This window comes from Paenibacillus rhizosphaerae, assembly GCF_014192015.1.
Classification (GTDB): domain Bacteria; phylum Bacillota; class Bacilli; order Paenibacillales; family Paenibacillaceae; genus Paenibacillus_AQ; species Paenibacillus_AQ rhizosphaerae.
In genome coordinates this window covers 187,036-212,543 of the sequence record NZ_JACHXJ010000001.1, presented here as the reverse complement: position 1 = coordinate 212,543, position 25,508 = coordinate 187,036, and the positions used below count along the sequence as shown (strand labels likewise).

Here is a 25,508-nt window from a genome sequence, read left to right as displayed (position 1 = left end):
ATGTATACTTAAATAATTCTTCAGGCCTATTCGTTTCAATTCCCGATGACAAAATCCCCTTTATTCAAGCATATCTCTGCGTTTTTTGCGAAACTTAGATACGCCGATCCAACTAAATATCAATCTCTAGCTCGACAATTAAAAAAGCAACGAATCATGTTTGATTCGTTGCTCTCATGAATGGTAATTCCGCGCACGCCATCACGTTCTGTTACAAGGACATCCTCCCGTTCATCTTCACAAAGCATCCACTGATTTGTGATCCACTCTCGCTTCATTTTTCTTGAGCTCCTCGATCACCGAGGTCAGAAACGCGAGCGCCAGTCCTTGCCCCCAGCCCTGAGCCCATTTCCTGTCGATGCCGAGGTAACCGGAGATGTCATTCATGACAGCGGTGCCGCCCGATACGTTCAGCACGCGGCCGTTGTCGGCAATGTTCGCAAGCAGACCGTCAAGCGCCTTCTGCACGTATTTCGCGTGCAAAGGATTGCCTTGAGTTACCATGGCCGCCCCGATGCCCGCCGTGGCCGATACCTCGCCATAAGCTTCCGGATAATCCAGAACCGTCCCCCATAAACCGTCTTCTTTCTGGAGTTTCTTAATCGCGGCAAGCTGGTCGCGCAATGAACTCCAAATATGCATCATTGGGGGATAAAGGTATCCTTCCGGCAGAATACGTGCCGCCCTGGCCATCGTATAGGCAGCCCAAGCGTTCGCGCGCGCCCAATATATGCCTGACATATGATCCTGCTTAATATGGTTGTAGCCATGATACCACAGGGCGTCGTTGTCGTCCTGCAAGTAGTTGATATGCCAGAAAAATTGATGCAGGGCGTCGTTAATGAGATGTTTTTTATCGAAGAGGATGCCAGCGCGCAGCATGAAATACGCCGCCATGAACAGCGTATCCGCCCAGCACTGCTCCGGAAAATCGTTCCCCGACGATACCGTATGCTGAAGCACCCGATCGCCGAAACGCAGGGCATCATTCTCCAGGTAATCGAGTTTGCTGTGAATAATCGCCACATACTTCTCGTCCTTTGTTTGCTCGTATAGCGTGAGCAGCATATGGCCCATGGCGCATGTATTTACCGTCCAGTCCGGCAGACCGGCTTCGATATATTCGTCCACCCAATCCTTCATCCGATCAAGGTAAGCTTGCTCTCCCGTTACTTCGAATGCCCTGCTGACGCCATAGTAAGCGACGCCTCCCGGCCAATCCCACGTCAGATCCATGTCGAACGTGTACGACGCCACTCGTCCGACGATTTGCTCCAAGTCGCTTATGTTTGCGTTTATTTTCATCTCGGTTCATCCCCCTATTCTCGTAATAGAGCCACGCGGTAACCAGGAACTAACTCCTTGAGTATAACTCCGCTAACCTGATGTGCTTGCTTCCATGAGACGTTATGCTACCGATCGAGCTTTACAATCCATACATCATGTCCCACCAGTTCTGCCTTTCCGCCATTCAGCGTACGGCCGGTCAACAGGTCGATGCCTGTCCGATCGCCCAGTTCGACGGTTACGGTATCTGCGTTATGATTGAGGACAAATAAGTAGTCTTGGCCCTCCTTCGATCGGACCGTCGTCTCTACGCCTTCCGGTACAGAGGGAATGTGAGACTCAATCCCATGGGAGGCGCATAATTGCGGCAGCCAGTCTTGAAGGAAGGAGGCCTCGGGGCTTGTCGCCACATACCAGGCTTCGCCCGAGCCGAACTTGTTCACGGTTAGCGCCGGCATGCCTTGGTAGAAATCTTCGCCGTATACCGCCTTGACTTCGGCGCCTTCCGAATGAATCAAGTCACAGAGCATGCCGCATTCGTATTCCGGTTTCATACCGGGAGTGCCGTCAGACAGGACAATACGGTTGCGCTGGTCCGGAAGCAAGGCATCGATTTCTTCCGCCCATATCCCGAGAAGCTTGCGCAGCTCGCCGGGATATCCGCCCGTCCGTACAAGATCATTTTCATCGACAATCCCACTGAAAAACGTCGTAACCAATGTACCGCCGGCTTGTACATAGTTCTCCAGCTTGTCCGCTACTCCCTGCTTCACCATATACATCACGGGTGCAATGACCAGGTTGTAGCTGCTAAGGTCCGCCTCCACGCTGACGACGTCCGCCGCAATGCCCGAACGATACAGCGCATCATAAAACTTATGGACTTCGTCTACATAACGCAGGGCGATCGACGGACCGCTGGACATTTCGAGCGCCCACCAGTTCTCCCAATCGAACAAAATGGCGGCTTTGGCCTGAACGCGGGCATCAAGAAGTGTATCCCCGAGCTGTGCGAGTTCCTCGCCAAGCTGGGCACATTCGCGAAAGACGCGTGTGTGCTCGTGGCCGACATGCTCGATTACGGCTCCGTGGTATTTCTCGCAGGCGCCGATGGATCGGCGGAGCTGGAAAAACAAGATCGTATCCGCCCCTCTGGCCGCTGCCTGGTAGCTCCACAGCCGCATAACGCCAGGACGCTTAAGCGAGTTGTAAGGCTGCCAGTTTTGCTGGCTCGGCGTCTGCTCCATGAGCATAAACGGCTGACCATCTTTCAAACCGCGCATCAGATCGTGCATCATTCCCGTGTAACTGTGCGGCGTATCGAAACGGGGGTAGTTGTCCCATGACACAACGTCCATGTGCTGAGCCCATTTATGGTAGTCGAGCTTTTTGAAGGCACCCATCAGGTTCGTTGTCACAGGAATGTCCGGCGTGTGCTTTTTGACGGCTTCATATTCAAGCTTGTAGCACTCCAGCAGACTGTCGGAATGGAAACGGATGTAGTCGAGCGAAATGCCCTGGAAGTTCGTCTCCGTCCGCCCGTTTGCCCCGGCCCACTCCTCGCTGAGTCCGCTTGGCAGGACGATATCTTCCCAATCGTAGAACGTATGACCCCAGAACCCGGTGTTCCAGGCCCGATTCACCTCATCAAGCGTGCCATATCGCGCTTTGAGCCATTCCCGGAAAGCCGCTTCGCAGTTGTCGCAGTAGCAGTTCCCGGCACCACCGTATTCGTTGTTAATATGCCAAATAAGCAAGGCCGGGTGATCCTTGTAACGCTCCGCCAGTTTCTCCGCCATACGAGCTGCAAACTTACGGTAAGACGGGCTGTTCGGGCAGGAATTGTGGCGCCCGCCGAACTTCCGTTTACGGCCATGAAAATCGACTTGAAGCACGTCGGGGTACTTTCGCGCCATCCATGCGGGATGGGCTGCCGTGCTTGTTGCAAGACAGACGCCGATTCCATCCGCGTGAAGCTTGTCCATCATCTCGTCGAGCCAATCGAAATTGTAGGTGTTTTCGTCGGGTTGATTTTTCGCCCAGGCAAACACGTTGAGCGTCACGACGTCTATACCCGCTATCTTGAACATACGTAAATCTTCGTCCCAGACCGGCTTCTCCCATTGATCCGGGTTGTAATCTCCGCCATACCAAATTTTCGCTTTTTTCGTATTGATCAACTTGTCACACCTCAATGTATATGATAAAACTGCAATTGATAACCCTATCTTAATGGCTTATGATAGCTGTAAAAAATATAAAATTCGGGATTTTTTATATAAGAATATGGAGGTTTTTATAAGATGCGCCGAGTCGTTCCCGCTTTCCCTTCGGAGCTGCTGCCCCTGCAGCTGGAGACGATTGGGATCAAACCCGACCAGGAGACCATAGCAAGGCCCTCGGGCTATCCTTATTTCCATTGGCTTCAGACGTTACATGGAGAGGGAGAGCTGTCGATTCACGGGTACACCTGGAAAATGACGGAGCGATCGGGCGTTCTTCTCGCCCCGGGGACACCTCATCGATACGAGCCCAAAAGCGACGGCTGGCAGACCGGTTATATCACCTTTCACGGCAGTGCTGCTGCCAGTATCGTGCAATCCCTCGGTTGGAGCGCCGCCGAACGGTTTCAATGGGAAGCCGGCCATGATCCGATAACCGACCAGCTACAAGGCATGCTTGCGTTCGCCGAATCGGGCGGCGATCCGTCGGGATGGCGGTATTCCGCAGATCTATACCGATTTCTTACGCTGCTTCGTACCGACGCCCGCACGGACAAGCGGCCCTCCATCTCGAAGCGGCTGGACCGGGTTCAAGGCCTGCTGAACTGGCTGGAACACGAATTCGCCAACCCGGAAATCGGATTGGCGGAGATGGCTGCGCAGCTGGGCATCGGTGAACGGCAGCTGAACGAAAGATTTCGGGATTTGTTCGGGATGACGGCTTATGCTTATTTAATTCAGCTAAGGCTCCGCAAGGCGAAGGAATGGCTCCCTTACCGGTCCGATTGGACCGTGCGCCGCATTGGAGAAGCGGTAGGATTCCGCGACGCGAGTCACTTCGTGGCTACGTTTCGCCAGAAGGAAGGGATGACGCCGGAGACTTACCGTAAACTGTACGGCCCGGGGTCCAATCCAGAAACACGACTGGACGGCAAGCCCTAGGCGGATCGGAGGGAGATCAGTAAATAGAGGAAGCCCCCTTCTCCCGGTGGTACCACGGAAGCCTGGACAAAGGAGCATCAACTTCCATTTCACACGGGCCAGTTACCCGCGACCCGTCATCTCCATACCAAATTCCTGGAGGAAATACGATTCTTTTGGCCGTCGCCCCTTTCTGCAGTACCGGGGCAACCAGAACATCATCACCGAGCATAAATTGATCGGTGATTTGCTCGAAGCCCCCTTCCGGGAATACGTATGCCATATGACGCATGATCGGCTCACCCGTTTCGGCGGCATGACGGGCTAACGCGGCGATCTCGTCTCCCATCCGGCAGTGCAGCCTTGCAGCTTCGATACATAAGTTCAAATGTGTTTCATCCAGCACCCGCCATGGTGCCGTAGAAAATTGCATCATCGGGAACAAAGCGGAGCACTGCGCATAACGGACAAAAAGCTCCGCATCAACCTGGAAATCCGGGCGAATTAAGTCCTCGTATTGGCCGCCCCCGACCATATCGGGGCAGTTGAAGGCATAGCCGATCAGTCCTTGAGCAAGACCATTGGGAATCAGACTCGCTAATCCGTCCTTACCCCAGCTGTGGTTCTTATCGCTCAAGCGCTGAACAAGCGGCTGGCCGGCCAGCTTCCAGCATGCCCGGTACTCGTTAAAGGCGTATCGGAGTCCGAGACGCGCCCAAGCTTCCGTCTGCTCATTCGGCGTCACCGGCCGATAGCTGATATCCTCCGGCTTGTAGTACTGAGGATCTCCCGCGTCAAGCTTAAATCCATCGATCCCGTATGTTTCAGTCAACCGGTCCAGCTCACCTGCAAACCAGCTTACCGCCTCCGGATTGGTCCCATCGAGAACGGCGCTGAATCCGTTCCACCATTCGCGAACAACCGGCTTCCCCTCCGAATGATTAAGCAAATATCCCCTCCTCTTCAAGTCGCGGTATACCTCGCCGTCCGGGCTAAAAAATGGACATACCCACAGAAGCACGCGGAATCCAAGCTCATGAAGCCGGTTCACCATCCCCAGGGGATCGGGAAAACGTCCCACATGAAACTTGAGCGTACCATAGTCTTCATGCCAATTGTCATCAATCATGAGGATGCCTGGCGGCAACCCATTGGACAATATGGCTTCAGCGTAGGCGATCACCTTGTCCTGCGTTGGATGGTAGCTCATCTCCATCCACGTATTGTATTGGGGCACGGTAAAAAACTGCAAATCCGGAGCACTTCCTGCGGGAGGAAAATACTTCTGCGAAGCAAGGCGGTATGCATCACGAAGGGAGCTCCCTCCTTCCTCGACTTTTATGTTTTCTTCCTTTCCTTCAATGACAAGTTCTCGGTCGTCAAAAGAAAACCGGTACGGTTCCTCCGACCAAACCAGTCTCCCTTTATTGGAGAGAAGCAGCGGCGCTGCTTGGTTATAGGCTGCATCGCCATATAGATCGCGTGAATAGGGCTCACTGCCAAACGGCATGAAGGTCCCATCTTGGGCGGCTCCACCCCACCAGTACTCATCTTCCTTTAGATCGATCCTCACCGTTTCGTTATACCTCTTCTCCTCCATAGGTTCACCCACTTTGTTCTTGATACCTCGATCTTATGCGTGATCGATGACGAAGACAATCTAAATGTATTGCGCTATACTATAACAAAATTGACTTCATGGAACGTGGAGGTCACGACATGATATCCCCTTCATCCTATGCTTTTCGAAGCGACGATCATTCAATATTGACATTAGATTCGGTCGGTTGGCAGATCATCCAGAGCACGGAGTACAGCTTTGCAGGCAAGGATCGTCCGGATTGCGGGCACGTCATTTTTCAATATACGCTTAGCGGCCAAGGCATCCTGGAGTATGATCAGCAGCGCTTCACTCTGCACCAGGGAACAGGATTTCTGGTCAAAGTTCCAAGCAGACACCGGTACTATTATGCGGATAACGGAACGCCCTGGGAGATTCTATGGCTTAACTTGAGAGGGGAAGAAGCAAACCGGATTTGGGATCTTGTGATTGGGCAAGAGGGGCCCGTCATTCAGAGAGATGCTGACTCTCCCTTAATTCTAGGTCTGTGGAAGATTCTGGGCATGATAGCCGAGAAGAAGGTGATTGATAAATACCAACTGTCCAGTACGGTCTATGCGTGGATGCTTACTCTAGTCAAGACTAGCAGAGAAATGAACAAAGACATTAACGAGAACTCAATTTCCATCATTCTGAAGGCCAAGCGGTTCATGAAGGAGCATTATGCCTCCCCAGTGACGTTGGACATGCTCTCCGAACACTGCGAAGTGAACAAGCATCACTTATGCAGGCTGTTCCAGAAATCGGAGCGGTCCTCTCCCCTTTCTTATTTGCGAGACCGGAGGGTTGAGGCTGCAGTCACCTTACTTCGAACCACAGACCTGCCGATCCAGGATGTTGGCAAACAATGCGGTTTTGAAAGCCCCAGCTACTTCGGTAAGGTGTTTCGTGAATATATGTCCATGACCCCAAAGGAGTACCGAATGAAAAAGTTCGAGTTTCCTTATGATGCGATCTATTACCATGAATAGCAAAGGGCAGGAACAAAGCAAAACAAAAATCCCCGGAAATTGATTTATTTTCGGGGATTTACTGAATTACGCTGTCTTTCGTATGAATCCTGTGCCTGATTAAACTTTGGCTTCTATTTCGCTTCACTAACGATACAAGGACCAATGGAATCCCGCTCCACCAGCTTAACGGGAATGGTCACCTTTTCCTGCAGATAATGATTCGACTCCAGCATATTCACGATGATTTCTGCGGCTCTCCTCCCGCACTCTGTTGTTCAGCCAAGTCATCCCCCATCTTCCCTCAACCGGACAGTTCCCTTGACTCTTGTGGTTTCATCGTCTGGATTGAAGAATAATAAACAAATAATATTCCTTGACAGGAATATTCCCCTTGAGGTATATTTAAATCAACAAAACGACATAATGATGAAGGAGATGAGATTGAACAAGAGACATCCCATAACGAGGTGAAGCACATGCCAAGGCAAAATCCGGTAATGGATATGACAACGCTGAGCGCTTTGGCCGAACCGAATCGTATGAGTATCGTTGAACTTTTGCGCGATGGCCCTCTGACCGTTGGTGAAATCGCCGACCGTTTGAGTCTTCGCCAGCCCCAAGCCTCAAAGCATTTAAAGATCCTAAGCGACAACGGGATTGTTGAAGTAAAGGCCGAAGCCAATCGCCGAATCTACAGGCTGCGGCCCGAGCCCTTCCTGACACTGGAGTCTTGGGTGGAATCCTTTCGGCATGTCATGCAAGACAGATTCGATAATCTGGAAGAATACTTGCGTAAATTGCAAAACAAGGAAAAATCAGAACTGTAAATTAAATCGATTAAGGAGGAATTATAAAATGTCAAACCATGCTATTGTTTCGAAAGTAGAAAACGACCGGGTGCTGGTGCTGGAACGTGTATTCGAGGCACCGCGCGATCTCGTGTTCCAAATGTTTAAAGAGGCTGAACACCTCAAGCATTGGTGGGGGCCCAAAGGATGGGAAATTCCTGTATGCAACGTCGATTTCCGGCCGGGTGGTGTTTGGCACTACTGCATGAAGTGCGTCGACCGGAACCAGGGCGAATTTTACGGGATGGAATCTTGGGGCAAAGGCGTTTACAAGGAAATCGCCGAGCCGGAGAAAATTATCTACACCGATTACTTCTCAGATGCCGAAGGCAATGTAAATGATACGCTGCCATCGACCGAAATCACGCTGGAATTCGTCGATTTAGGAGGCAAGACAAAGCTGATCAACCGTGCGGTGTATGCTTCCGCAGAGGCGCTCAAAACGGTTATGGACATGGGCATGCTGCAAGGCATCAGCGAAACTTGGGATCGTCTGGAAGCTCGTCTGATCGAGTTCAAGTAAGGAAATATGGGTACAGCCGCCTGGCTTTAGAGCCGGCGGCTGTTTTATTGGCTTTTGCGGAATACACCAGCCGAGGCTCAACTTCAAACGGAGCCCAAGCGGTCCAACGGACCGGCGGGCAGCTATCTTAATGATCAGATTGGTTCGGTCTGCGGCTCATCTCTCATTTACCTGCTTATCTATACGTGGCGGTCGTCCAAAGCTTTTATTCAACGATAAGTTTAGCTTTCATATTGGCGTGGCCCGAACCGCACATGGTGTTACAGAAGAGTTCATACGTCCCAGCCTCATTTATGGTCACAACTTCGGAGTCACCGGAGCGCAGTTCTTTAATTCCAAGGCCTTTAAATGCAATACTATGGACGCCTGATTCCGACTCTAACGTTAGCTTGACGGCTTCTCCTTTTTTAATTCGATACTCGGCTTTATCAAACTTCCAGTTCGCTGCCTTGATCACGACTTCATCCGCTATTGTTGTTGATTGTTCACTAGGCGCGGATTCAGCCTTTTCATTGTTACTAGCTCCACATGCCGTAAGCAATATGACATGCGCCACGATCATGACGGAAACCCAGGTTATACGATGCACGCGATCCCCTCCTTGTGATGGTAATAGCTTAAATCCTCCCACTCCTATCTATCAATAAGTGTTTGTCAATATCTGCCATAGGGATTTCTAATATCTACAGATATAAACGATAACTATGTCAGATATAGATAGACTCATATTGATCAAAATACAAAATGGATAATAAGATGTTTCTATCGTACGAATTTCACCTATTGGGGGTATTTAAATTGGAAATCAAACATGGTCAATTAACGACAAGTTGGGGAGCTCCAGTTGGAGATAACCAGAATTCGATGACCGCCGGCTCTCGAGGTCCAACCCTCATTCAAGATGTCCATCTTCTTGAAAAGCTGGCCCACTTCAATCGTGAACGTGTCCCTGAGCGGGTTGTTCATGCCAAAGGTGCCGGTGCACACGGATATTTTGAAGTAACCCATGATGTGTCCTCGTATACCAAAGCCGACTTTTTTGTCCGAGATTGGTAAACGAACGCCACTGTTTATTCGCTTCTCCACAGTTGCAGGCGAACTTGGCTCTGCAGATACCGTGCGCGATCCCCGTGGCTTTGCCGTAAAGTTTTACACGGCAGAAGGGAACTATGATTTGGTAGGAAATAACACGCCTGTCTTCTTCATACGGGATGCCATCAAATTTCCGGATTTCATCCACACTCAGAAGCGTCACCCTCAAACCCACCTTAAAAATCCAAACGCAGTATGGGATTTCTGGTCATTGTCTCCCGAGTCCTTGCATCAAGTAGCCATCTTGATGTCTGACCGCGGTATCCCCGCTACTTTACGTCATATGCATGGTTATGGAAGCCATACGTTTAAGTGGGTCAATGCAGATGGACAAGGGGTTTGGGTCAAATATCATTTCAAAACGGAACAGGGGATTAAAAATCTCGATGTCGAACTGGCTGCTAAACTGGCCGGCGAAAATCCGGATTACCACATGGAGGATTTGTTCCAAGCTATAGAAAAAGGAGACTTCCCCGCGTGGAAGTTGTATGTTCAAATCATGCCGCTGGAAGACGCGAATACGCACCGATTCGACCCCTTTGATGTAACAAAAGTGTGGTCGCAACAAGACTACCCACTTATCGAGGTTGGACGCATGGTCCTCGATCGTAACCCGGAGAATTATTTTGCTGAAGTCGAACAAGCAACTTTCTCTCCTGGAGCCTTCGTACCCGGGATTGAAGCTTCTCCGGATAAAATGCTTCAAGGCCGTTTATTCGCCTATGCCGATGCACATCGCTATCGGGTTGGAACCAATCATAATACGCTCCCTATTAATAAACCTGTTATCGAAGTGAATAATAACCAGCGTGACGGTCAAATGCGTTCTGATCACAACGGAGGAAGTTCAATTTATTATGAACCGAATAGCTACCACGGAGTGACTGAATCTGCAGCATACAAGACAGCCGCGTTCGAAGTATCCGGTTCAGCCGACAGTGTCCCTTATGACCATCATGACCATTACACTCAACCTGGTGACTTGTACCGGTTGCTTAGTGCAGAAGAACGCGGGCGCTTGGTAAATAACATTGTCAATGCCATGAAACCGGTTGAGAAGGATGGGATAAAGCTTCGTCAAATCGCCCATTTTTATAAAGCGGATCCTGAATGGGGAAATGCGATAGCTGAGGGGCTTGGTTTAAGAGATAAAGAGACGATATCCAATTAAACAAAGAGCAGTTATCACAGCTAATCATAGCCTGTGTAACTGCTCTTTTTACGTTATTAAGTGCGATTATCAATGAGTTGGATATAAATGTTTCATTGCTTGATTGACTCCACTTGGCGCACTTGAATAGGGGGCAGGTTCTTTTCAATTTCAGCACGGCTGTCTTCATACCATGAAGGCAGCATGATGGTCTCGCCCAGATGATCCTGGGGCTCATCATTGGCGAAACCTGGCGGATCCGTCGCCATTTCAAACAAAATGCCACCTTGTTCACGAAAATAGATCGCATGGAAATACTGTCGGTCAATAATCGGTGTAGGATTTAAACCGCTGCTTTCCACATGGCTTCTCCAGGCATCATGGTCTTCAAAATCCTTGGCTCGCCACGCGATATGGTGTACGGTGCCGCTGCCTGGGATTCCCCATTCCATGGGCTCCGCATTCACGTCAATGAGATTGCCGATGTCTCCTTCAGCCTTATAGCGAATAAAGTTGCCATCCTGACCTACCCTTTCAAGACCTAAAACGTCCTCAAGTACCTGCATGGTCTTGGTGGACGCAACGCTGTATAGCACCGCGCCCCCAAATCCTTTGATAGCCTTATCCGTCGGAATCCCCCCGAATGACCACGTATTGTGAGCCCCGCCTTCCCGTTCAACAATCTCTAGCTGCAGACCGTCAAGGTCTAAAAATTCGATATAGTTTTCAGAGAAACGGGTGCTTTCTGTGAAAGAAATACCGAACGCCGCGAGACGTGCTTTCCAAAAGTCAATTGCGCCTACGGGTACTACATACGTTGTTGTACCTACTTGTCCTCCGCCTATGCGACCTTTGCCGGAAAATTCGTGCGGGAAGAACGTAATGATTGTTCCAGGGCTGCCTTTTTCATTGCCGAAGTACAAATGGTATACCTCGGGTGCGTCAAAGTTAATTGTTTTTTTTACAAGACGAAAACCTAGGACTCCAGCATAAAAATCTACATTTCTCTGCGCATCCTTCACGAAACAAGTAATATGATGGATACCTGCCGTTTTCTTTATCATATTCCCCATCTTACCCAAACTCCTTCTGTTAGGTTTATTCAATCCTGCTAATAACTGAAAATGTACTCCTGATTCAAATCATAGAGAAAAGAGCAGCAGCGAACCATTCCATTATTTCTATACTTGCATAGCGAATTTACTATATCTTTTGTACGAAAAATCTATAATACAAAAGGCCGAGGATTTTCCCAGGCTGTTCCGATAATTATAAGAAAAAGCTATATGAGACATAGAAATATCGATATTGATCGTACGAACCGCTGTTTATACGATTGTGTTACATATCTGGTTCTTGGAATTGAATATGAGTGCACTCCTCGACCGGAGAATGAATTTCGTAAAATACAAAGGAGAATTGGAATGGGAGTACGTTTTTTAAAAATGGCTGTTATTTATATTGTTCTCGGCATTGGCATTGGAATCTACATGGGTGCGACATTGAACTTTGCATTGACCAGCGTTCATGCCCACACCAATCTTTTCGGATGGGCAACTTTGGCCCTTTGCGGATTTACTTATCTGCGTTTTCCCAAAGCTGCAGCGTCCCGTCTGGCTCAATGGCACTTCTGGCTGCAGGGCACAGGTTTGCCAATCATGTTAATCTCGCTGTCCTTTATTGCAAACGGCTATGATCAGGAATGGTTATCAACGATGAAACGTATAGGCGAATCCGTTGCCGGAAGCGGCATTCTTGTTTTTGCTGTCAACGTGTTTCTAAATGTCAGAGAAACCAATGCAGCTGTAAAAAAAGGGACGCCTGCAGAAGAAAGGGGGATCACGATTGAATAATCCAGCGAAGCAAGCGGCACCGCGTTATAATCTGACGACCTTGATTCTATTCTGGTGCTCATTAATTGTTGTTTCAGCACTATATTTAACGATCCCCCTCTTTCCCTTGTTTGAGGACGTATTCCAGATTTCATCTTCCAAAGCAGCCTGGGCAGGAAGCGCCTTTTCTTTTGCTTTTGCCGGTGGAGGACTCTTGTTCGGGGGTCTTTCCGACCGCTATGGACGGAAAAGAATGATGATATCCGGATTATGCTTACTCACGGTATCAACCCCTTTTATTGGAACGGTTCATGAGTTTCATTGGCTTATTGTGCTGAGGGTTATCCAAGGATTGGCGGCATCCATGTTTCCGCCTTCTGTGTTAGCCTACGCAATAGAGATGTTCCCAACGAATAAAAGGGTCACGATCCTCGGATTTATAAGCACCGCTTTTTTAATGGCCAGTATCGTTGGGCAGATTTATAGCAGCACCGTCATTTTGGAACTAAGCTGGAGGTATGTATTTTACATCCTTGGCATCGTGTATTTGATTTCGTTTTTTCTGATTACCATATGTATACCCAAAGATATCATCCAGAAGCCGGAGGGCAATTTCTTTTCTCCGTTAAAGCGCATTGGCGGTATTTTCAAGAAAAAAAGCCTGCCCTTCTGTTACATCATTTCTTCAACGCTCTTTATTGCACTCGTCGGTTTTTTCTCTACGCTTGGAAGCTATCTAAGCAGCTCTCCCTTCAGTCTGAGCCACCAGGAAATCCTATGGGTTCGCGCAGCTGGTATTATCGGCATGCTCGTTTCCCCGTTTGACGGGAAGCTCGTTGCCAGGTTTGGCGTTAAGAATGTACTGTGCTGCGGCCTGATCCTGTCCGGTATTGGCCTCGGTCTGGTTGGCGCCTGGGAGAACCTTGCATTTTTAATCTTGGCGAGTATTCTTTTTACTGCCGGCATAGCTATGGCTCTTCCTGCCTTGTTATCTCTAATAGGCACTTTAGCTGGAGATTTAAGGGCCAGCGCTCTTTCTTTCCATATGTTTATGCTATTCATCGGAGCCTCACTTGGCCCCATCGTCTCGATTTATCTGATCGACATCAAAGGTCATGTGTTCACTTTCGAGGTGTTGGCCGGATTACTGCTGCTAAGTACGATTGTCCCATTCTTCATTCGCTTAGAGAAAAAGGAGACAACCACTACCCAGATCCATCAGCCCAATCCAACGAACGTTGAGCATCATTGAGAAGATGATTCCTGTTTGATCGAAGCCGCTGATAAAAAGTTCCAAATAAAAAGGTACAGTCCCTCATATTCAATGAGGCGGCTGTACCTTTTGTCTAATCCGGGAACGCCTTAGGTTTTATTTATAGTTCCTGGTGATCTCGTTTTTCAACTGCAGAGGGATGGATTCTCGGGAATGATCAGCTGTGGGCTTTGTTTTATGATTTAATATGGCTCGTACTAGCCGAATCAACTCTTCCCGAGTAATAGACAACTCTCTTTTAGGCGACATATATACTCACCCCTTTCATTTATATTTGTGACTTGTTTTGAAAACGAGGCTGTCCTATAAGTCATCATAGATGAACAAGGACAGCCTCATGGATCAAAGCATCATATGATATTTAGAAGACAAAGCAATCCAAGTCGCAGAAACCGCTGCCATGATGATGGTTACACTTATGGTGAAGATGGGCCTGTTTAGGTGTATGGGCGCCTGATCCACCACCCCCATATTCCGGCCCCTTGTAATAGCCGCCAAAGAAATTATGCGGAGACCAGTCCGGGCTGGCTTTTGGAGCTGGAGGCGACAAAGACTGAAATTCGCTGGTGCCGTAGACAATCTTACCGCCCACGACGGTAAAGACGGATTCGATTTTTTTAATTGCCTCTTCCGAGACCTGAAAGAAATTATCGGAAAGGATCGTAAAATCAGCGTATTGCCCCGGTTTGATTTGCCCTTTCACATCTTCTTCCTTTGAAAACCATGCATTCCCCGTCGTATACATCCGAAGCGCTTGGTGTCTTTCTACACGATTAGAGGCAGGGTACAGGCTTAACCCTCCCAGTGTTTTGCCCGTCACTAACCAATATAAGGCCACCCAGGGATTATAACTAGCTACTCTGGTGGCATCCGTTCCCACACCAACGCGCAGTCCGGACTTCATCATCTTGGTTATCGGAGGCGCATTCTCCGCTGCTTTTGCCCCATATCGTTCAACAAAATATTCACCCTGGAAAGCCATTCGGCTTTGAACCGCGATGGAACCTCCCAATTCGACGACCCGCTCCAGATCCTTCTCGTGGATCGTTTCGGCATGATCCAGAATCCAGCGTAGGCCTTTAAATGGCACCTCTTTATTCACGCGCTCAAATACATCGAGGAAACGTGAAATCGACTCTCCATAGGTTGCATGAAGACGAAATGGCCAGCGTTGTTCAACGAGGTGCCGAGAAACATCAAATAGTTCATCTTCGAGTACAGCAGGGAGTTCCGGACGGGGCTCTACAAAATCTTCAAAGTCTGCCGCGCTATAAACAAGCATTTCACCGGCACCGTTATGACGATAGTAGGAACTGCCCGTGTACGGCTGCGAGGAAGCGGTCCATGCTTTAAAATCGCTCAATTCATTCTTGGGATGCTGAGTGAATAAATTATACGCAGTGCGAACTGTAATTTCACCGTTTTTATCAAGCTCTTCAAACACCTGATAGTCATCGGGATAGTTCTGAAAGCCCCCTCCAGCGTCGATAACGCTTGTCACACCAAATCGATTCAATTCCCTCATAAAGAGCCGGGTTGAATTGATTTGGTCTTCATATGAAAGCTTGGGCCCTTTAGCTAAGGTGGCGTACAAAATCGTTGCATTAGGCCTGGCGATGAGCATTCCTGTTGGATTGCCTCGGCTGTCCCTTTGGATTTCTCCGCCTGGCGGATTAGGCGTATCCTTCGTATACCCTATTACCCGTAAGGCAGCTTTGTTCAAAAAGGCTTGACGGTAAAGATTAAGGATAAAAACGGGGGTTTCCGGAGCAATTCGATTGATTTCATCCAGAGTTGGCATCCGGCGTTCGATGAATTGGAACTCCGTCCATCCGCCTACGACACGGACCCAATGAGGTGCTGGCGTACGATCAACCTGCTTTTTCAGCATGCGCAATGCATCCGCTACGGATGGCACTCCATCCCAGCGAAGTTCAAGGTTATAGTTGAGACCGCCGCGAATGAGATGAATATGTGAATCGTTCAAGCCCGGTATCAACATTCGTTTGTTGGCGTTGACGACCTGTGTGGATGATCCGACATATTTCATGATTTCGGCATCCTCTCCCACAGCCAGGAACTGGCCGTCCTTAACGGCAACTGCCGAAGCGGCAGGATTGGCATCGTCCATCGTTACGATGCTGGCATTGTGAATGACTAGACTGGCCTCAACATCTATCGTTTTTCTAGACATGATTCCGCTCTCCTTTTTGATTGCATTATTTGTGGTTTAGCCATTGCTGGATCCAGGGGATCAACCGCTGGCCTACAAACATCCCGGCGAGACCGAGCAGCCCTAAAAAAGGCGGTGCTGGCGAGGGGATCTTAAGCGATTGAAAAACAACGCCAATGACAATACCTGCGGCAAGGGCCAAGGCCATAGAACCTATAGAACCTGTGCTCATAGTCGATACCTCCTTTAATACGAATTGTGATGTTGCTAGACTGCCTATATTCATGAGTCTTATTTATAAGTCTAAGAGTCCACATTTTCACGAACAATAAGGCGTTCTCTATAACAGTGATAGGAATTGCTTATGTATATTCTTTATAGAACTTTCGAGGTATATAGGCTTTTCCTATGAAAAATATAGAAAACTGAAGATTGTTTGCACAGTGGTATTTCCATAGACTGAATACATGCCGCAGGAATTCCAACGTATCGGGCCCTGTTGCAAACAAAATCTAGGAGGTAGGACCCCTTATGTTTAATGACAAGACAGATTTACTGACAGCTGAAAACTCTGCAATTATTCTTATTGACCATCAGCCTCAAATGATCTTTGGAGTTCAAAGCGCGGATCGTCAAACCATCATTAACAACACAGTTGGATTGGCCAAAACCGGAAAAGTCTTCAATGTGCCCACCATTCTTACAACGGTGGCTGCAGAATCATTCTCAGGCCCGATTCATCCGCAAATCCAAGCGGTATTTCCAGATCAGGTACCGATCGACCGTACAACAATGAACTCTTGGGAAGACGACAACCTGGTACAAGCCGTGAAGAAAACAGGCCGTAAAAAGCTGGTCATGGCAGCGCTGTGGACGGAGGTCTGCCTTGCCTTTCCTGTTATTGGAGCTATTAAAGACGGATATGAAGTGTACATCGTAACGGATGCTTCAGGCGGGACAACTACGGAAGCGCATGACATGGCCGTTCAACGCATGATCCAGGCAGGAGCCATCCCCGTTACCTGGGTTTCTGTGATGCTTGAGTACCAACGCGATTGGGCTCGCCAGGAAACCTATGACGCAGTGATGTCGATTGCTAAGGAGCACACCGGTGCTTATGGTGCGGGCGTTGTTTATGCCCAGACGATGTTTGGCGGCCACGAGGGCTGAAGCTAAAATGAATTACCATCAAAAAAAATCAGAGGAGAATGAAACATGCCAAAATTATTAGTCGGAGAAGAAAATGGGCACCCCATTCAGTTGAATTTTGAGGATCTTGGCACAGGCAAACCTGTCATTTTGATTCATGGTTGGCCACTGAGCGGGCGCTCCTGGGAGAGTCAAGTTCCAGCGCTCATCGATGCAGGTTACCGCGTAATTACCTATGACCGCCGTGGATTCGGGCAATCCTCGCAACCGTGGAACGGATATGACTATGATACGTTTGCAGCGGATCTTCATAAGCTAATCGAACAACTGGACCTGAAGGATGTGACGCTGGTCGGATTCTCGATGGGTGGCGGAGAGGTGGCCCGTTACATCGGTACATACGGAACAAGCCGTGTCAAAAAAGCCGTGCTGGCCGCTGCGGTTCCACCGTTCTTTTACAAATCTGCCGAGCATCCGGAAGGCGGTCTGGATGAAGCCACGATTCAAGGCTTCCAAGACGGTTTGAAAAAAGACCGTGTCGCCTTCCTTGACGACTTCACTCACAATTTCTTTAAAGCAGGGGATAGAACTGATCTGGTTAGCGAGTCTTTCCGCCATTACAACGTTGAAATTGCTTCTTCTGCTTCGCCAAAGGGGACGCTGGATTGCATTGATGCCTTCGGCCGGACGGATTTCCGTGGCGATTTGGCGAAATTCGATATCCCATTGCTTGTTATCCATGGGGATTCCGATGCCATTGTGACGCTTGAAGTCAGCGGTCAACTTTCCCACGAAGCGGTTCCAGGTAGTCAACTCGTCGTCATCGAAGGTGGACCTCATGGTCTAAACGCAACTCACCCTGAAGAATTCAATACAGCTTTGATTAACTTTCTGAATGCTGAATGATTGAAAGGTTGTGAACTGTGGCCCAAAAGAGGATGCTTTTTTACAAAAAAAATGACCCTCTTATGGGTCATTTGTGTTTTCGCTTTGGTAAGGATGAGAAGCAAGACGGAAATAGCGAAATGAAAACGAGCATCATTGGGTTTCAAACCGTCTCCGCTGGCTTCGGAATTCCAGCGCCGTGATGCCTTCGGTATCCTTGAATATTCTCGTAAAATGCTTCACATTTTCGAATCCAACCTGATCGCTGATTTCGTACACTTTCAAATCAGAGTGCACCAGGAGTTCCTTCGCCTTATCCAGCCTTAACCGGCGAACATAGTTCGAGAAACTCTCACCGGTAAATTCCTGGAAGGCTTGGCTGAAATACGAGTAATTGAGTGAGAAATGGTTGGACACCACCGCCATGTTTAAATTGTCGGCATAATGCGTCTGCAAGTAGGTGAGTACTTTTTGCATCGTATTTTGTTCCGTCGGCGCTTGCTCTTTCCGATCTTGGATGAACCGATCCAGACGATCGAGAAGCTGCACGACGGCATTGTAATAATCTTCAAATCGATCGAAATTCCCGATGTGACCGACATGAGCGTACTTCATTAATAGACCGAATACCTTATGCCCATAGATGCGGAACAATTTATCGAACAGCTCCTCGTTGAGCAGCTGACTAATACGTTCCAGATAGCCGATCTCACTGCTGCTAATCATGCGAATATCGAGGATCTGATTCAGAAGTTGTTGGATTTCATCCCCGCGTCCCATTCCAAGGAGATTCAATATTCGTTGAATCAACTCAACAGGAACGACATACCGCTCATTGCGGTCACTTATGCCGGTGTAGTCCAGCACATCGAGATCTGGAAGCAGAATCCCGTATTTCATGGTTTGCTTCGCCTGGCTGTATGCCCACCTTATCTGCTCAATCCCTTGGACAGAATCACTAATCGCAATTCGCAGCTGTGTCTCATACTCACTGAACTCCCACTGTTCCGCCAACTGGTAGAACATAACCGGATCGCTTGCTATCATAATCGTTCCGCCTATCCCATCACGCGTCAGCATCCAATTCATATGCCCTTGTAACAGCTTAGCGATTTGATTCCTGAAAGAAGCTGCATCCGTACTGCCTGCGTGTGATCTCCCACCGCGTTGTGTAACCAAGCCCAGTGTATATCCTGCATTCAACCAGCTTAAGCCGGCCTGCTTCAGCTGGTTCGGTTTGATCGCATCAACCACATCCTTCTGGGTTAAATGCAGGGTAACCAGCTCGGCAGCAAAAAGGCTGGCATCTTCGCCCGCCTTGTCCGCCCGCTCTACTCTTGTCCTTATGTCCAGCATTAATCGCTCCAGGACGGCAAACAGCTCCTCCCGAATCACTGGCTTTACGAGATAATCCTTTACAGCAAAGCGGATACCTTTCTGCGCATATACGAAGTCATTATAGCCAGACAGCAATACAACCTCGGGTTTAACCGGATGGTCTTGCAGTTGGTCGAGCAGTTCGATCCCATCCATAATTGGCATTCGGATGTCTGTAAACATAATATCCGCAGGCTCCTGGCGTAGCAGCTCCAGCGCCTCTTGTCCATTCTCGGCAAACCGATAATTAAACAGATCAGGGAACTGCCTCTCAATGACGGATTGCAAGCCTCTCCGAATGATCTTCTCGTCGTCGACGATCAGCAAGCTAATCATAGATGTCTATCCCCCTCCCATGACCCGGTACGGCAAAGTCATGATTATGCGTGTATAGCTTCCTTCCTCACTTTCGATCCGAATCCCATATTCCACCCCATAGCTCATCACTAAACGTTGGTCCACATTACGCAGACCGATCCCATTACCGTCCTCGTTATCCCTACGAACGAATAATTGCCGGACCTCCCGGTAAGCGAGCTCTTCCATTCGCAGCATTTGATTCAATAAGCCCAGTGTTTCATCCGGTATGCCGCAGCCGCTGTCCGTAATCTCTATGACACAAACTTGATCACGCCGGACGGCAGAAATCGTAATGAGAAGGTTTCCATCCTTGGAATGCATGCGGCTCATCCCATGTTTGATGGCATTCTCGACTACGGGCTGCAGCGACATTTTAAGCGATTCCTGCTTGAGGCATTCCGGTCCAATAGACAGCCGGAGATCAAGTCTACCATCATAACGGATGTTCATGACGGATACATAATGCTGGACCTGCTGGATCTCATCGCTAAGCATCACGTGATCCTGCCTCCATTCCATCGAATACCGCATCATACCGCCTAACGAGGTCATGATGTCTGATATAAGATACTGCCCTTCAATCTCCGCCAGCATCTTGACGTTCTCCAGCGTATTGTAGAGGAAATGGGAATCGATCTGGTTCTTCAGCGCCCGAAGCTCAGCTTCTTTGCCTGCCGCCTGCCGAGCTGCCTGGTCTTGAATGAGCTCGTTAATTTTCAGAATAAGATTGCGGTAATGGAAGCCCAGCTCTCCTACCTCATCGGTACCGGTGATCTGCGGCAGCTCGACGTTGAAGTTGCCATTTCTCACCTGCTGCATCGATTCTCTTAATGCCTTTAGCCTGCGCAAAATGATCGCCTGCATCGAGTAAGACAGCAGCACAAGAAATGCCGCTAGTAATGATACAAGCACGATATAACGAATTCTCGAATGGTTGATGCCTTCCATCGTCTCCGCAAGGCTGACCATATTGACCAGATGTACGTCAATCGATGGGATGTAGCTCTGAAATGCCAAGTAGGACTCGCCATTAACCTTGAACTGTACCGCCTGGCTATCTGGATTACTCGTCAGCTTCACGCTTCTCATTAATTCCCCGGCGCTGTTCTGCTCGAACACGGGCGAGTCTTTCAAGCTGAAAAGCTTTCCGCTCCTTGCGACTACGATCAGCTGAGAGTTCATGTCCTGCACGCTGCTGAACGTCCGGGAGAAGAAATCGGACAGCTTCATCGATATCTCCAGAATCCCGTTATGAGTTGCGTTGTCCGGATATTTGAATTCCTGCAAGTACGTCATGAATGGCTCATTCGGCGATTGTTCGGATGGCGCGCCGGTCAGGACGACGTTCTCTTGTATCTCCCACCAGGGCAAACCGCCCTGCTTCATCACGTCATGATGCCAAGGCTTGTCCTGAATACGTGATTCCTGTAGGATAACCGGCCAAATCTCATTCACAAAAAGGTTGTCCGTAAACAACCGGACATTGGCAATTCGTGGATTGTTAAACAAAAAATATTGAAAGCTGTTGACCACATCTTTCTTAATATGCAGAACATGTGCTGTATCCTGAAATTGTTCAACCTGCAAATAATTGTTCATTTCCCGGTTGGATAACGCAAGCTGACCGGTCCATCCCATCAGCTCTACGTTATTCTCAATGTTTATCTTCTCTACCTCCAGCCCATTCTCGCTGCTCTCCGTCAATTCTTTCATTGCCTTAGCGGTTTCCTCGTTGATCGTGTACCAGGAGAACAGAACAACCGGGATAAAGATAACGAACACAAATGACAGAATCAGTTTGACTTGAAGCGAAAGGTTAGACGTAAATGCACGTATCCCCAATAACCAACGAATTGCCGCAAATCCCATCCCCTGTTTTCACATCCTGCTGCTTCCTCTATTGAACTACGGATTGAGTGACGACTGCAGCTTCTGTACATTTCGTTCATAGGCTGCTTGGCGGCTAGCTACGATAGCTCCATACTCGGGATCCTCGGTAGTGATCTTCATGAATTCTGCGAACAGCCGGTCGAATTCGGCATCAGACTTAGACATCAGCAGCTTCGGCAGCGTCTCGGCCCAGAGCCGGGTATTTTTGCCTTGCGCAATACCTTCCTTCGTCGTCGGGTCCGGGTCCAGATTTTCAAACTCACTCATGCTGATCGTCTTTCCCCTCGTCCAATCGGTAATTTGTTTGGAAGGCTCCGCATCCATCCCCGTCATCCATGCTAGATTCATGTTCGTATCCATTAACATCCAGTACCTATAAGAACCGCCGTATTTGCTGTCGAACGCTTGGCGGTTGGTGTTGAGCAGTTGCATGACCTCCGGCAGGAACTGATCTTTGCCGTCTATCGTATCGTAGGTAACGCCCTTCTCTCCTAAGTACAGATCCTTGTTTCCCTCTTCGCTGAGCAAATAGCTGAGGAAGGCAATGGCCCTCTTCTTGTCCTTGACATTCTTCGAGATGAGCGTCACCGTCCAACCGGAGACGCCATTTCCTGCTAGTGTTGGCGCATCATGCGCATCATTGGCCGGTCCATCAATCGCGATATACACCTTATTCGGGTCCTTCTGATACAGCGCCTGGTTAATCTCTGTAAAATCAGACCACTGATACAGCATGGCAAAATAACGCCCTTGTGCTATTTTTTCGTCCTTTTCCAGCCGTTTTTCATCAATATAAACATCTGTCGGCATCAACCCGTCCTCATTCGCTTGACGGAACACCTTCAGCCATTTCAGATAAGTTGGATCGCTTCGACGGTCGTACAGTTTGCCGTTTTTCTGCTGCGGAATGGCTAGGAAGTTCTGAAGATAGGATTCCAGCGAATAGTTGCCGGTCTCCGTAAATTCATGCATGCCAATCGGAATGAGCGGTTGGCCATCTACTTCCGGAAACTTCTCCTTCGCAGCCTTCAGTGCGCCGAGAAACCCTTCCGGTGTGCTCATATCCGGCTTCCCGAGGGCTTCATACATATCTTTCCGGACAACAAAGGTCTGATTAGATGTAAAAAGCTTCCCGTATTTTTGATAATCCGCAGGGGATGAAGATGCATTCGGGTAGCTGTACACATTTCCGTCAGCCTGTGTGTACCAGTTAAGCTTCTCTGAGTCAGCGACTTTAAAAAAATAAGGATCGTATTGTTCCGCCAGCTCATTTAGCGGAAGTACCATATCTCCATTGATCATCTTCTGCACGGAATCCTCGTACCAGCCTAGCGTGATGAAGTCAGGGAGCGACCTTGCTGACATCATCGTGTTAAGCTTCTCGCCGGCGTCGCCGGCAGGCACGATAAAGTTCAAGCTGACGCCCGTCTTCTTCGTTATATAATCGGAAACTGCGTTGCCTCCCCACTTGCCGGTAAACCAATCGAAATTGATATACCAGTCAAACGTTATCGGTGTCGTATCGAGCTTCCAGGCAGGCTCGTCCGGAGAAAGCTTCATTTGAGAAGCATCTGCCTTTTTAAGGTTGGCGTTGAGAATCGTATCGTCAGCGGTGCCATTGCTCGATGTGCCCGTGTTCCCAGAACAAGACACCATAGTCCAACACATCATTAGAGCCAGTAACAGCAATGCCGATTTACGCATTTTACCCATTCAAAATTCCCCTTCGGCCGTTAATATCCCATAATTTAATATATTTCAACAAAAGCAGACGAATGCCGTTCAAATTCCTTAATTCATTGCTAGTATAAAGGTTATAGCAAGCAAAGGAAAGAGTCTAACATGATACGTAGGGTTACAATATTTGGGGGGTTCCTATGCCGACCAACGCGAATAAGCGAGCAAGACAGGAAAACTTCCCTTCGTCTAGGCTCGCATTGGTTAGCTATGATGTTCTGGTTCCCCGATCTATGATTCCATAAAAAAGTCGATACACTTCTGAACAGAAGGATTATGGTGATGATACTTTTTATAAATCAGCTTAATCTCACGTACAGGTGTTGGATCTACGAAACGAATCATTTTCAGATGCTGCCCAGGAAATGTTTCAATTAAAGAAGCAGGTAATATAGCTGCCCCCACCTTTTGCAGTACCATAGAAAGAAGAATAGCCGTCGAAGTTGACTCGAATTGGGTTTGTAAGGATTTGGCGATTTTCTCGCTGAAGGTATGAAGATGATCGATTACACTTTTATCTGCGACAAATAAGGAAGTTTCTAAATCTTCAAGCTCTTGAAAAGAAACAGAGGTTCGATCTGCCCATGGATGGTCCGCATAAACGACCAATGCTTGTTCTTCTTTATAGAGGTGCATCGCATGAATTTCTTTGTTTGGATCATAATGGTTGGCAATGCCAATATCGATACTACGATTCAATAATTGCTGTGTTGTATATTCTGTACTGGCAAATTTCAATGTAATATCAGGATACTGTTCATGGAATTTCAAAAAACGCGGGATTAGACCATGGAAGTCCACTGGCGAAATACCTATCGAAAGTTTATTTGCCCGAGCATAGCGTAACTCGTAAGTTTCTTTCTTCGATTCTTCAATGAGCTTCATTACGGAAAGGGCCTTCCCGTAAAGTATTTCCCCGTCAGCTGTAACTTTTACGCCTCTGCCAACTCTCTGAAATAAAGGGGTTCCAACTTCTCCCTCTAGAAAGCGGATCTGTTGGCTTAACGTAGGTTGAGAAATCATTAAAACTTCTGCGGCTTTAGTAAAGCTTCCTTCTTTGCAGATTTGGATGAAGCATTCTAATTGCCTGAACATGAAAGACTCACCTCAACCTCTCTTACATATGAAACCATCTCTTGAATAAATAGGCGCACAACAGACTTCATCGTAACGGAACGAAGGTTTACAAGAGAAATATCCCAACGAGGTATATGGCCTTCTAATTTGACAATACGCAAAGAGTCGTCCTGTAGACCTTCAAGCAAAGATATAGGGATAAGAGCTGCTCCAAGTCCCTGACGAACCCAGTGAATCAATACTGGAGTGGAGGATGTTTCTATGCTCGACTTCAAGGCAAACCCACAAGAGAAACAATGCATATCAATTAATGATTTGTTTTGTTCCCGGAACATGATCGAATTCATTTGCTTCAAAGATCGAAAAGGAATCGAAGATTTATTGGCCAAAGGATGTTCCGAGTGAAGCAATAGCGCCATTTCTTGTCTATACAAATGAGTCGAAATGACTGAAGTGTCAGAAACCGGATAGGCAGTGATCCCGATATCTACCTTTTGTTCCAAAACTTTATTCTCGGCATCCTCTGCATCGATAATTTTCAATAAAATGTTCGGGTACTTTTGATGAAATCTCATGAAGTAAGGAGCAAGATATTCGAGTTCAGCAGGACAGCATCCAATAGAAATGGTCTCTACAGATTGGTTGACTCGGCCAACGATTTCATTTCGCGCTTCTTCAAGAAGATTCATAATGGCATGGCCCTTATTCAAGAGAATTTTCCCCGCTTCCGTTACCTCAACTCCCCTGCTGACCCGATCGAACAATTGAATATTGTACTCATCTTCCAAAACCCGAATTTGCTGACTTAGTGTAGGCTGAGTTACACCTAATTCTTCTTTCGCTTTGGTCAGACTTCCGGATTTGCAAACTTGAATAAAATATTCAAGCTGACGTAATTCCACAATGTATCCCCCCTTTAGTTTATTTGTCCTTCGATTACTGAACCTGAGATTTTCCAGACACCATCCTTGCTGACCGGTACTTTTACTTGCTGGTTACCGTATGCATTGCTCATCCGCGTCATGAGCGTGACCGTGGTCATTGCTGAGCCTCTCTGTAATAAACATTATATGAAGGAAACGGTCATGTAATATATCCGCTACATTTCAGGTGAAGGTTACTAGATTTTAGGGTGGAT

Annotated in this window: 21 protein-coding genes and 1 pseudogene; 9 read left to right on the top strand and 13 right to left on the bottom strand. The window is 48.1% G+C overall.

The genetic code is table 11. The features are described from left to right. Nucleotides 1-237: 237 nt before the first annotated feature. Together FHS19_RS00820 and FHS19_RS00815 are read right to left on the bottom strand one after the other, a co-directional pair. Nucleotides 238-1,305, bottom strand: a complete 1,068-nt coding sequence (locus FHS19_RS00820) for a glycoside hydrolase family 88/105 protein (RefSeq protein WP_183577303.1) — start codon at nucleotides 1,303-1,305, stop codon at nucleotides 238-240. 107 nt (nucleotides 1,306-1,412) lie between these two features. Next, the gene (locus FHS19_RS00815) at nucleotides 1,413-3,467 is read right to left on the bottom strand and encodes a beta-galactosidase (protein WP_183577300.1); all 2,055 of its coding nucleotides are present in this window, start codon (nucleotides 3,465-3,467) and stop codon (nucleotides 1,413-1,415) included. Between the two features lie 123 nt (nucleotides 3,468-3,590). Here FHS19_RS00815 and FHS19_RS00810 point away from each other — a divergent pair, with 123 nt between their 5' ends. Continuing rightward, nucleotides 3,591-4,451, top strand: a complete 861-nt coding sequence (locus tag FHS19_RS00810) for an AraC family transcriptional regulator (RefSeq protein WP_183577297.1) — start codon at nucleotides 3,591-3,593, stop codon at nucleotides 4,449-4,451. Between the two features lie 16 nt (nucleotides 4,452-4,467). Here FHS19_RS00810 and FHS19_RS00805 read toward each other — a convergent pair whose 3' ends face one another. After that, nucleotides 4,468-6,030 carry a glycoside hydrolase family 31 protein gene (locus tag FHS19_RS00805; protein WP_183577294.1) on the bottom strand — a complete coding sequence of 521 codons (1,563 nt, stop codon included), beginning with the start codon at nucleotides 6,028-6,030 and terminating at the stop codon, nucleotides 4,468-4,470. Nucleotides 6,031-6,149: 119 nt separating this feature from the next. Here FHS19_RS00805 and FHS19_RS00800 point away from each other — a divergent pair, with 119 nt between their 5' ends. From FHS19_RS00800 to FHS19_RS00790, 3 genes are all read left to right on the top strand, one after another. Further along, nucleotides 6,150-7,022 (top strand): AraC family transcriptional regulator, encoded by an 873-nt coding sequence (locus tag FHS19_RS00800; RefSeq protein WP_183577291.1) that lies wholly within the window; start codon nucleotides 6,150-6,152, stop codon nucleotides 7,020-7,022. Nucleotides 7,023-7,480: 458 nt separating this feature from the next. Beyond that, the gene (locus FHS19_RS00795; protein ID WP_183577288.1) at nucleotides 7,481-7,831 is read left to right on the top strand and encodes an ArsR/SmtB family transcription factor; all 351 of its coding nucleotides are present in this window, start codon (nucleotides 7,481-7,483) and stop codon (nucleotides 7,829-7,831) included. 28 nt (nucleotides 7,832-7,859) lie between these two features. Next, nucleotides 7,860-8,375: an SRPBCC domain-containing protein gene (locus FHS19_RS00790; RefSeq protein WP_152401716.1), complete on the top strand. Its 516-nt coding sequence runs from the start codon at nucleotides 7,860-7,862 to the stop codon at nucleotides 8,373-8,375. Between the two features lie 205 nt (nucleotides 8,376-8,580). Here the strand turns inward: FHS19_RS00790 and FHS19_RS00785 are convergent, their stop codons facing one another. After that, on the bottom strand, nucleotides 8,581-8,964 hold the full coding sequence (locus tag FHS19_RS00785) for a cupredoxin domain-containing protein (RefSeq protein WP_183577284.1): 384 nt from the start codon (nucleotides 8,962-8,964) through the stop codon (nucleotides 8,581-8,583). Between the two features lie 167 nt (nucleotides 8,965-9,131). Between FHS19_RS00785 and katA the strand changes: the two are divergent. Continuing rightward, a pseudogene (gene katA / locus FHS19_RS00780) lies at nucleotides 9,132-10,638 on the top strand (catalase KatA). A 92-nt stretch (nucleotides 10,639-10,730) separates the two neighbouring features. Here katA and FHS19_RS00775 read toward each other — a convergent pair. Beyond that, entirely contained in the window at nucleotides 10,731-11,681 is a 951-nt protein-coding gene (locus tag FHS19_RS00775) for a ring-cleaving dioxygenase (RefSeq protein WP_183581302.1), read from the bottom strand. 360 nt (nucleotides 11,682-12,041) lie between these two features. Here FHS19_RS00775 and FHS19_RS00770 point away from each other — a divergent pair, with 360 nt between their 5' ends. Continuing rightward, nucleotides 12,042-12,470 (top strand): hypothetical protein, encoded by a 429-nt coding sequence (locus FHS19_RS00770; protein WP_183577281.1) that lies wholly within the window; start codon nucleotides 12,042-12,044, stop codon nucleotides 12,468-12,470. Next, a complete protein-coding gene (locus FHS19_RS00765; RefSeq protein ID WP_183577277.1) occupies nucleotides 12,463-13,701 on the top strand; it encodes an MFS transporter in 1,239 nt (412 codons plus the stop codon). Before FHS19_RS00770 ends, FHS19_RS00765 begins: the two co-directional genes overlap by 8 nt. Before the next feature lie 382 nt (nucleotides 13,702-14,083). Here the strand turns inward: FHS19_RS00765 and FHS19_RS00760 are convergent, their stop codons facing one another. Both FHS19_RS00760 and FHS19_RS00755 read right to left on the bottom strand, forming a co-directional pair. Continuing rightward, nucleotides 14,084-15,916, bottom strand: coding sequence for an amidohydrolase (locus FHS19_RS00760; protein WP_183577274.1), 1,833 nt, complete (start codon nucleotides 15,914-15,916; stop codon nucleotides 14,084-14,086). 25 nt (nucleotides 15,917-15,941) lie between these two features. Then, entirely contained in the window at nucleotides 15,942-16,127 is a 186-nt protein-coding gene (locus tag FHS19_RS00755) for a XapX domain-containing protein (protein WP_076176227.1), read from the bottom strand. A 299-nt stretch (nucleotides 16,128-16,426) separates the two neighbouring features. Between FHS19_RS00755 and FHS19_RS00750 the strand changes: the two genes are divergently transcribed. Both FHS19_RS00750 and FHS19_RS00745 read left to right on the top strand, forming a co-directional pair. Next, complete coding sequence (locus FHS19_RS00750; RefSeq protein WP_183577271.1) at nucleotides 16,427-17,065, top strand: hydrolase; 639 nt, start codon at nucleotides 16,427-16,429, stop codon at nucleotides 17,063-17,065. 45 nt (nucleotides 17,066-17,110) lie between these two features. Next, nucleotides 17,111-17,950 carry an alpha/beta fold hydrolase gene (locus tag FHS19_RS00745; RefSeq protein WP_183577268.1) on the top strand — a complete coding sequence of 280 codons (840 nt, stop codon included), beginning with the start codon at nucleotides 17,111-17,113 and terminating at the stop codon, nucleotides 17,948-17,950. A 132-nt stretch (nucleotides 17,951-18,082) separates the two neighbouring features. Here FHS19_RS00745 and FHS19_RS00740 read toward each other — a convergent pair whose 3' ends face one another. The 6 genes from FHS19_RS00740 to FHS19_RS35215 all read right to left on the bottom strand — a co-directional run bounded on the left by FHS19_RS00740 (nucleotide 18,083) and on the right by FHS19_RS35215 (nucleotide 25,412). After that, nucleotides 18,083-19,642 carry a response regulator gene (locus FHS19_RS00740; RefSeq protein ID WP_183577264.1) on the bottom strand — a complete coding sequence of 520 codons (1,560 nt, stop codon included), beginning with the start codon at nucleotides 19,640-19,642 and terminating at the stop codon, nucleotides 18,083-18,085. Between the two features lie 6 nt (nucleotides 19,643-19,648). Then, nucleotides 19,649-21,379 (bottom strand): sensor histidine kinase, encoded by a 1,731-nt coding sequence (locus FHS19_RS00735; protein WP_246426389.1) that lies wholly within the window; start codon nucleotides 21,377-21,379, stop codon nucleotides 19,649-19,651. 192 nt (nucleotides 21,380-21,571) lie between these two features. Beyond that, nucleotides 21,572-23,269, bottom strand: a complete 1,698-nt coding sequence (locus FHS19_RS00730; RefSeq protein ID WP_376771802.1) for a type 2 periplasmic-binding domain-containing protein — start codon at nucleotides 23,267-23,269, stop codon at nucleotides 21,572-21,574. Between the two features lie 255 nt (nucleotides 23,270-23,524). Then, nucleotides 23,525-24,388, bottom strand: coding sequence for a LysR family transcriptional regulator (locus FHS19_RS00725; RefSeq protein WP_183577258.1), 864 nt, complete (start codon nucleotides 24,386-24,388; stop codon nucleotides 23,525-23,527). Further along, nucleotides 24,373-25,272 (bottom strand): LysR family transcriptional regulator, encoded by a 900-nt coding sequence (locus tag FHS19_RS00720; protein ID WP_183577255.1) that lies wholly within the window; start codon nucleotides 25,270-25,272, stop codon nucleotides 24,373-24,375. Before FHS19_RS00720 ends, FHS19_RS00725 begins: the two co-directional genes overlap by 16 nt. 14 nt (nucleotides 25,273-25,286) lie before the next feature. Next, entirely contained in the window at nucleotides 25,287-25,412 is a 126-nt protein-coding gene (locus tag FHS19_RS35215; RefSeq protein WP_281382231.1) for a hypothetical protein, read from the bottom strand. Nucleotides 25,413-25,508: the final 96 nt, after the last annotated feature.

Bases quoted from the DNA above. Each gene is read 5' to 3' on its own strand.
- FHS19_RS00745 (WP_183577268.1), top strand. From the start codon at position 17,111: ATGCCAAAATTATTAGTCGGAGAAGAAAATGGGCACCCCATTCAGTTG.
- FHS19_RS35215 (WP_281382231.1), bottom strand. From the start codon at position 25,412: ATGACCACGGTCACGCTCATGACGCGGATGAGCAATGCATACGGTAAC.
- FHS19_RS00730 (WP_376771802.1), bottom strand. From the start codon at position 23,269: ATGGGTAAAATGCGTAAATCGGCATTGCTGTTACTGGCTCTAATGATG.
- FHS19_RS00790 (WP_152401716.1), top strand. From the start codon at position 7,860: ATGTCAAACCATGCTATTGTTTCGAAAGTAGAAAACGACCGGGTGCTG.
- FHS19_RS00755 (WP_076176227.1), bottom strand. From the start codon at position 16,127: ATGAGCACAGGTTCTATAGGTTCTATGGCCTTGGCCCTTGCCGCAGGT.
- FHS19_RS00740 (WP_183577264.1), bottom strand. From the start codon at position 19,642: ATGATTAGCTTGCTGATCGTCGACGACGAGAAGATCATTCGGAGAGGC.
- FHS19_RS00750 (WP_183577271.1), top strand. From the start codon at position 16,427: ATGTTTAATGACAAGACAGATTTACTGACAGCTGAAAACTCTGCAATT.
- FHS19_RS00795 (WP_183577288.1), top strand. From the start codon at position 7,481: ATGCCAAGGCAAAATCCGGTAATGGATATGACAACGCTGAGCGCTTTG.
- FHS19_RS00775 (WP_183581302.1), bottom strand. From the start codon at position 11,681: ATGATAAAGAAAACGGCAGGTATCCATCATATTACTTGTTTCGTGAAG.
- FHS19_RS00725 (WP_183577258.1), bottom strand. From the start codon at position 24,388: ATGTTCAGGCAATTAGAATGCTTCATCCAAATCTGCAAAGAAGGAAGC.
- FHS19_RS00770 (WP_183577281.1), top strand. From the start codon at position 12,042: ATGGGAGTACGTTTTTTAAAAATGGCTGTTATTTATATTGTTCTCGGC.
- FHS19_RS00760 (WP_183577274.1), bottom strand. From the start codon at position 15,916: ATGTCTAGAAAAACGATAGATGTTGAGGCCAGTCTAGTCATTCACAAT.
- FHS19_RS00810 (WP_183577297.1), top strand. From the start codon at position 3,591: ATGCGCCGAGTCGTTCCCGCTTTCCCTTCGGAGCTGCTGCCCCTGCAG.
- FHS19_RS00805 (WP_183577294.1), bottom strand. From the start codon at position 6,030: ATGGAGGAGAAGAGGTATAACGAAACGGTGAGGATCGATCTAAAGGAA.
- FHS19_RS00800 (WP_183577291.1), top strand. From the start codon at position 6,150: ATGATATCCCCTTCATCCTATGCTTTTCGAAGCGACGATCATTCAATA.
- FHS19_RS00820 (WP_183577303.1), bottom strand. From the start codon at position 1,305: ATGAAAATAAACGCAAACATAAGCGACTTGGAGCAAATCGTCGGACGA.
- FHS19_RS00735 (WP_246426389.1), bottom strand. From the start codon at position 21,379: ATGAAAGAATTGACGGAGAGCAGCGAGAATGGGCTGGAGGTAGAGAAG.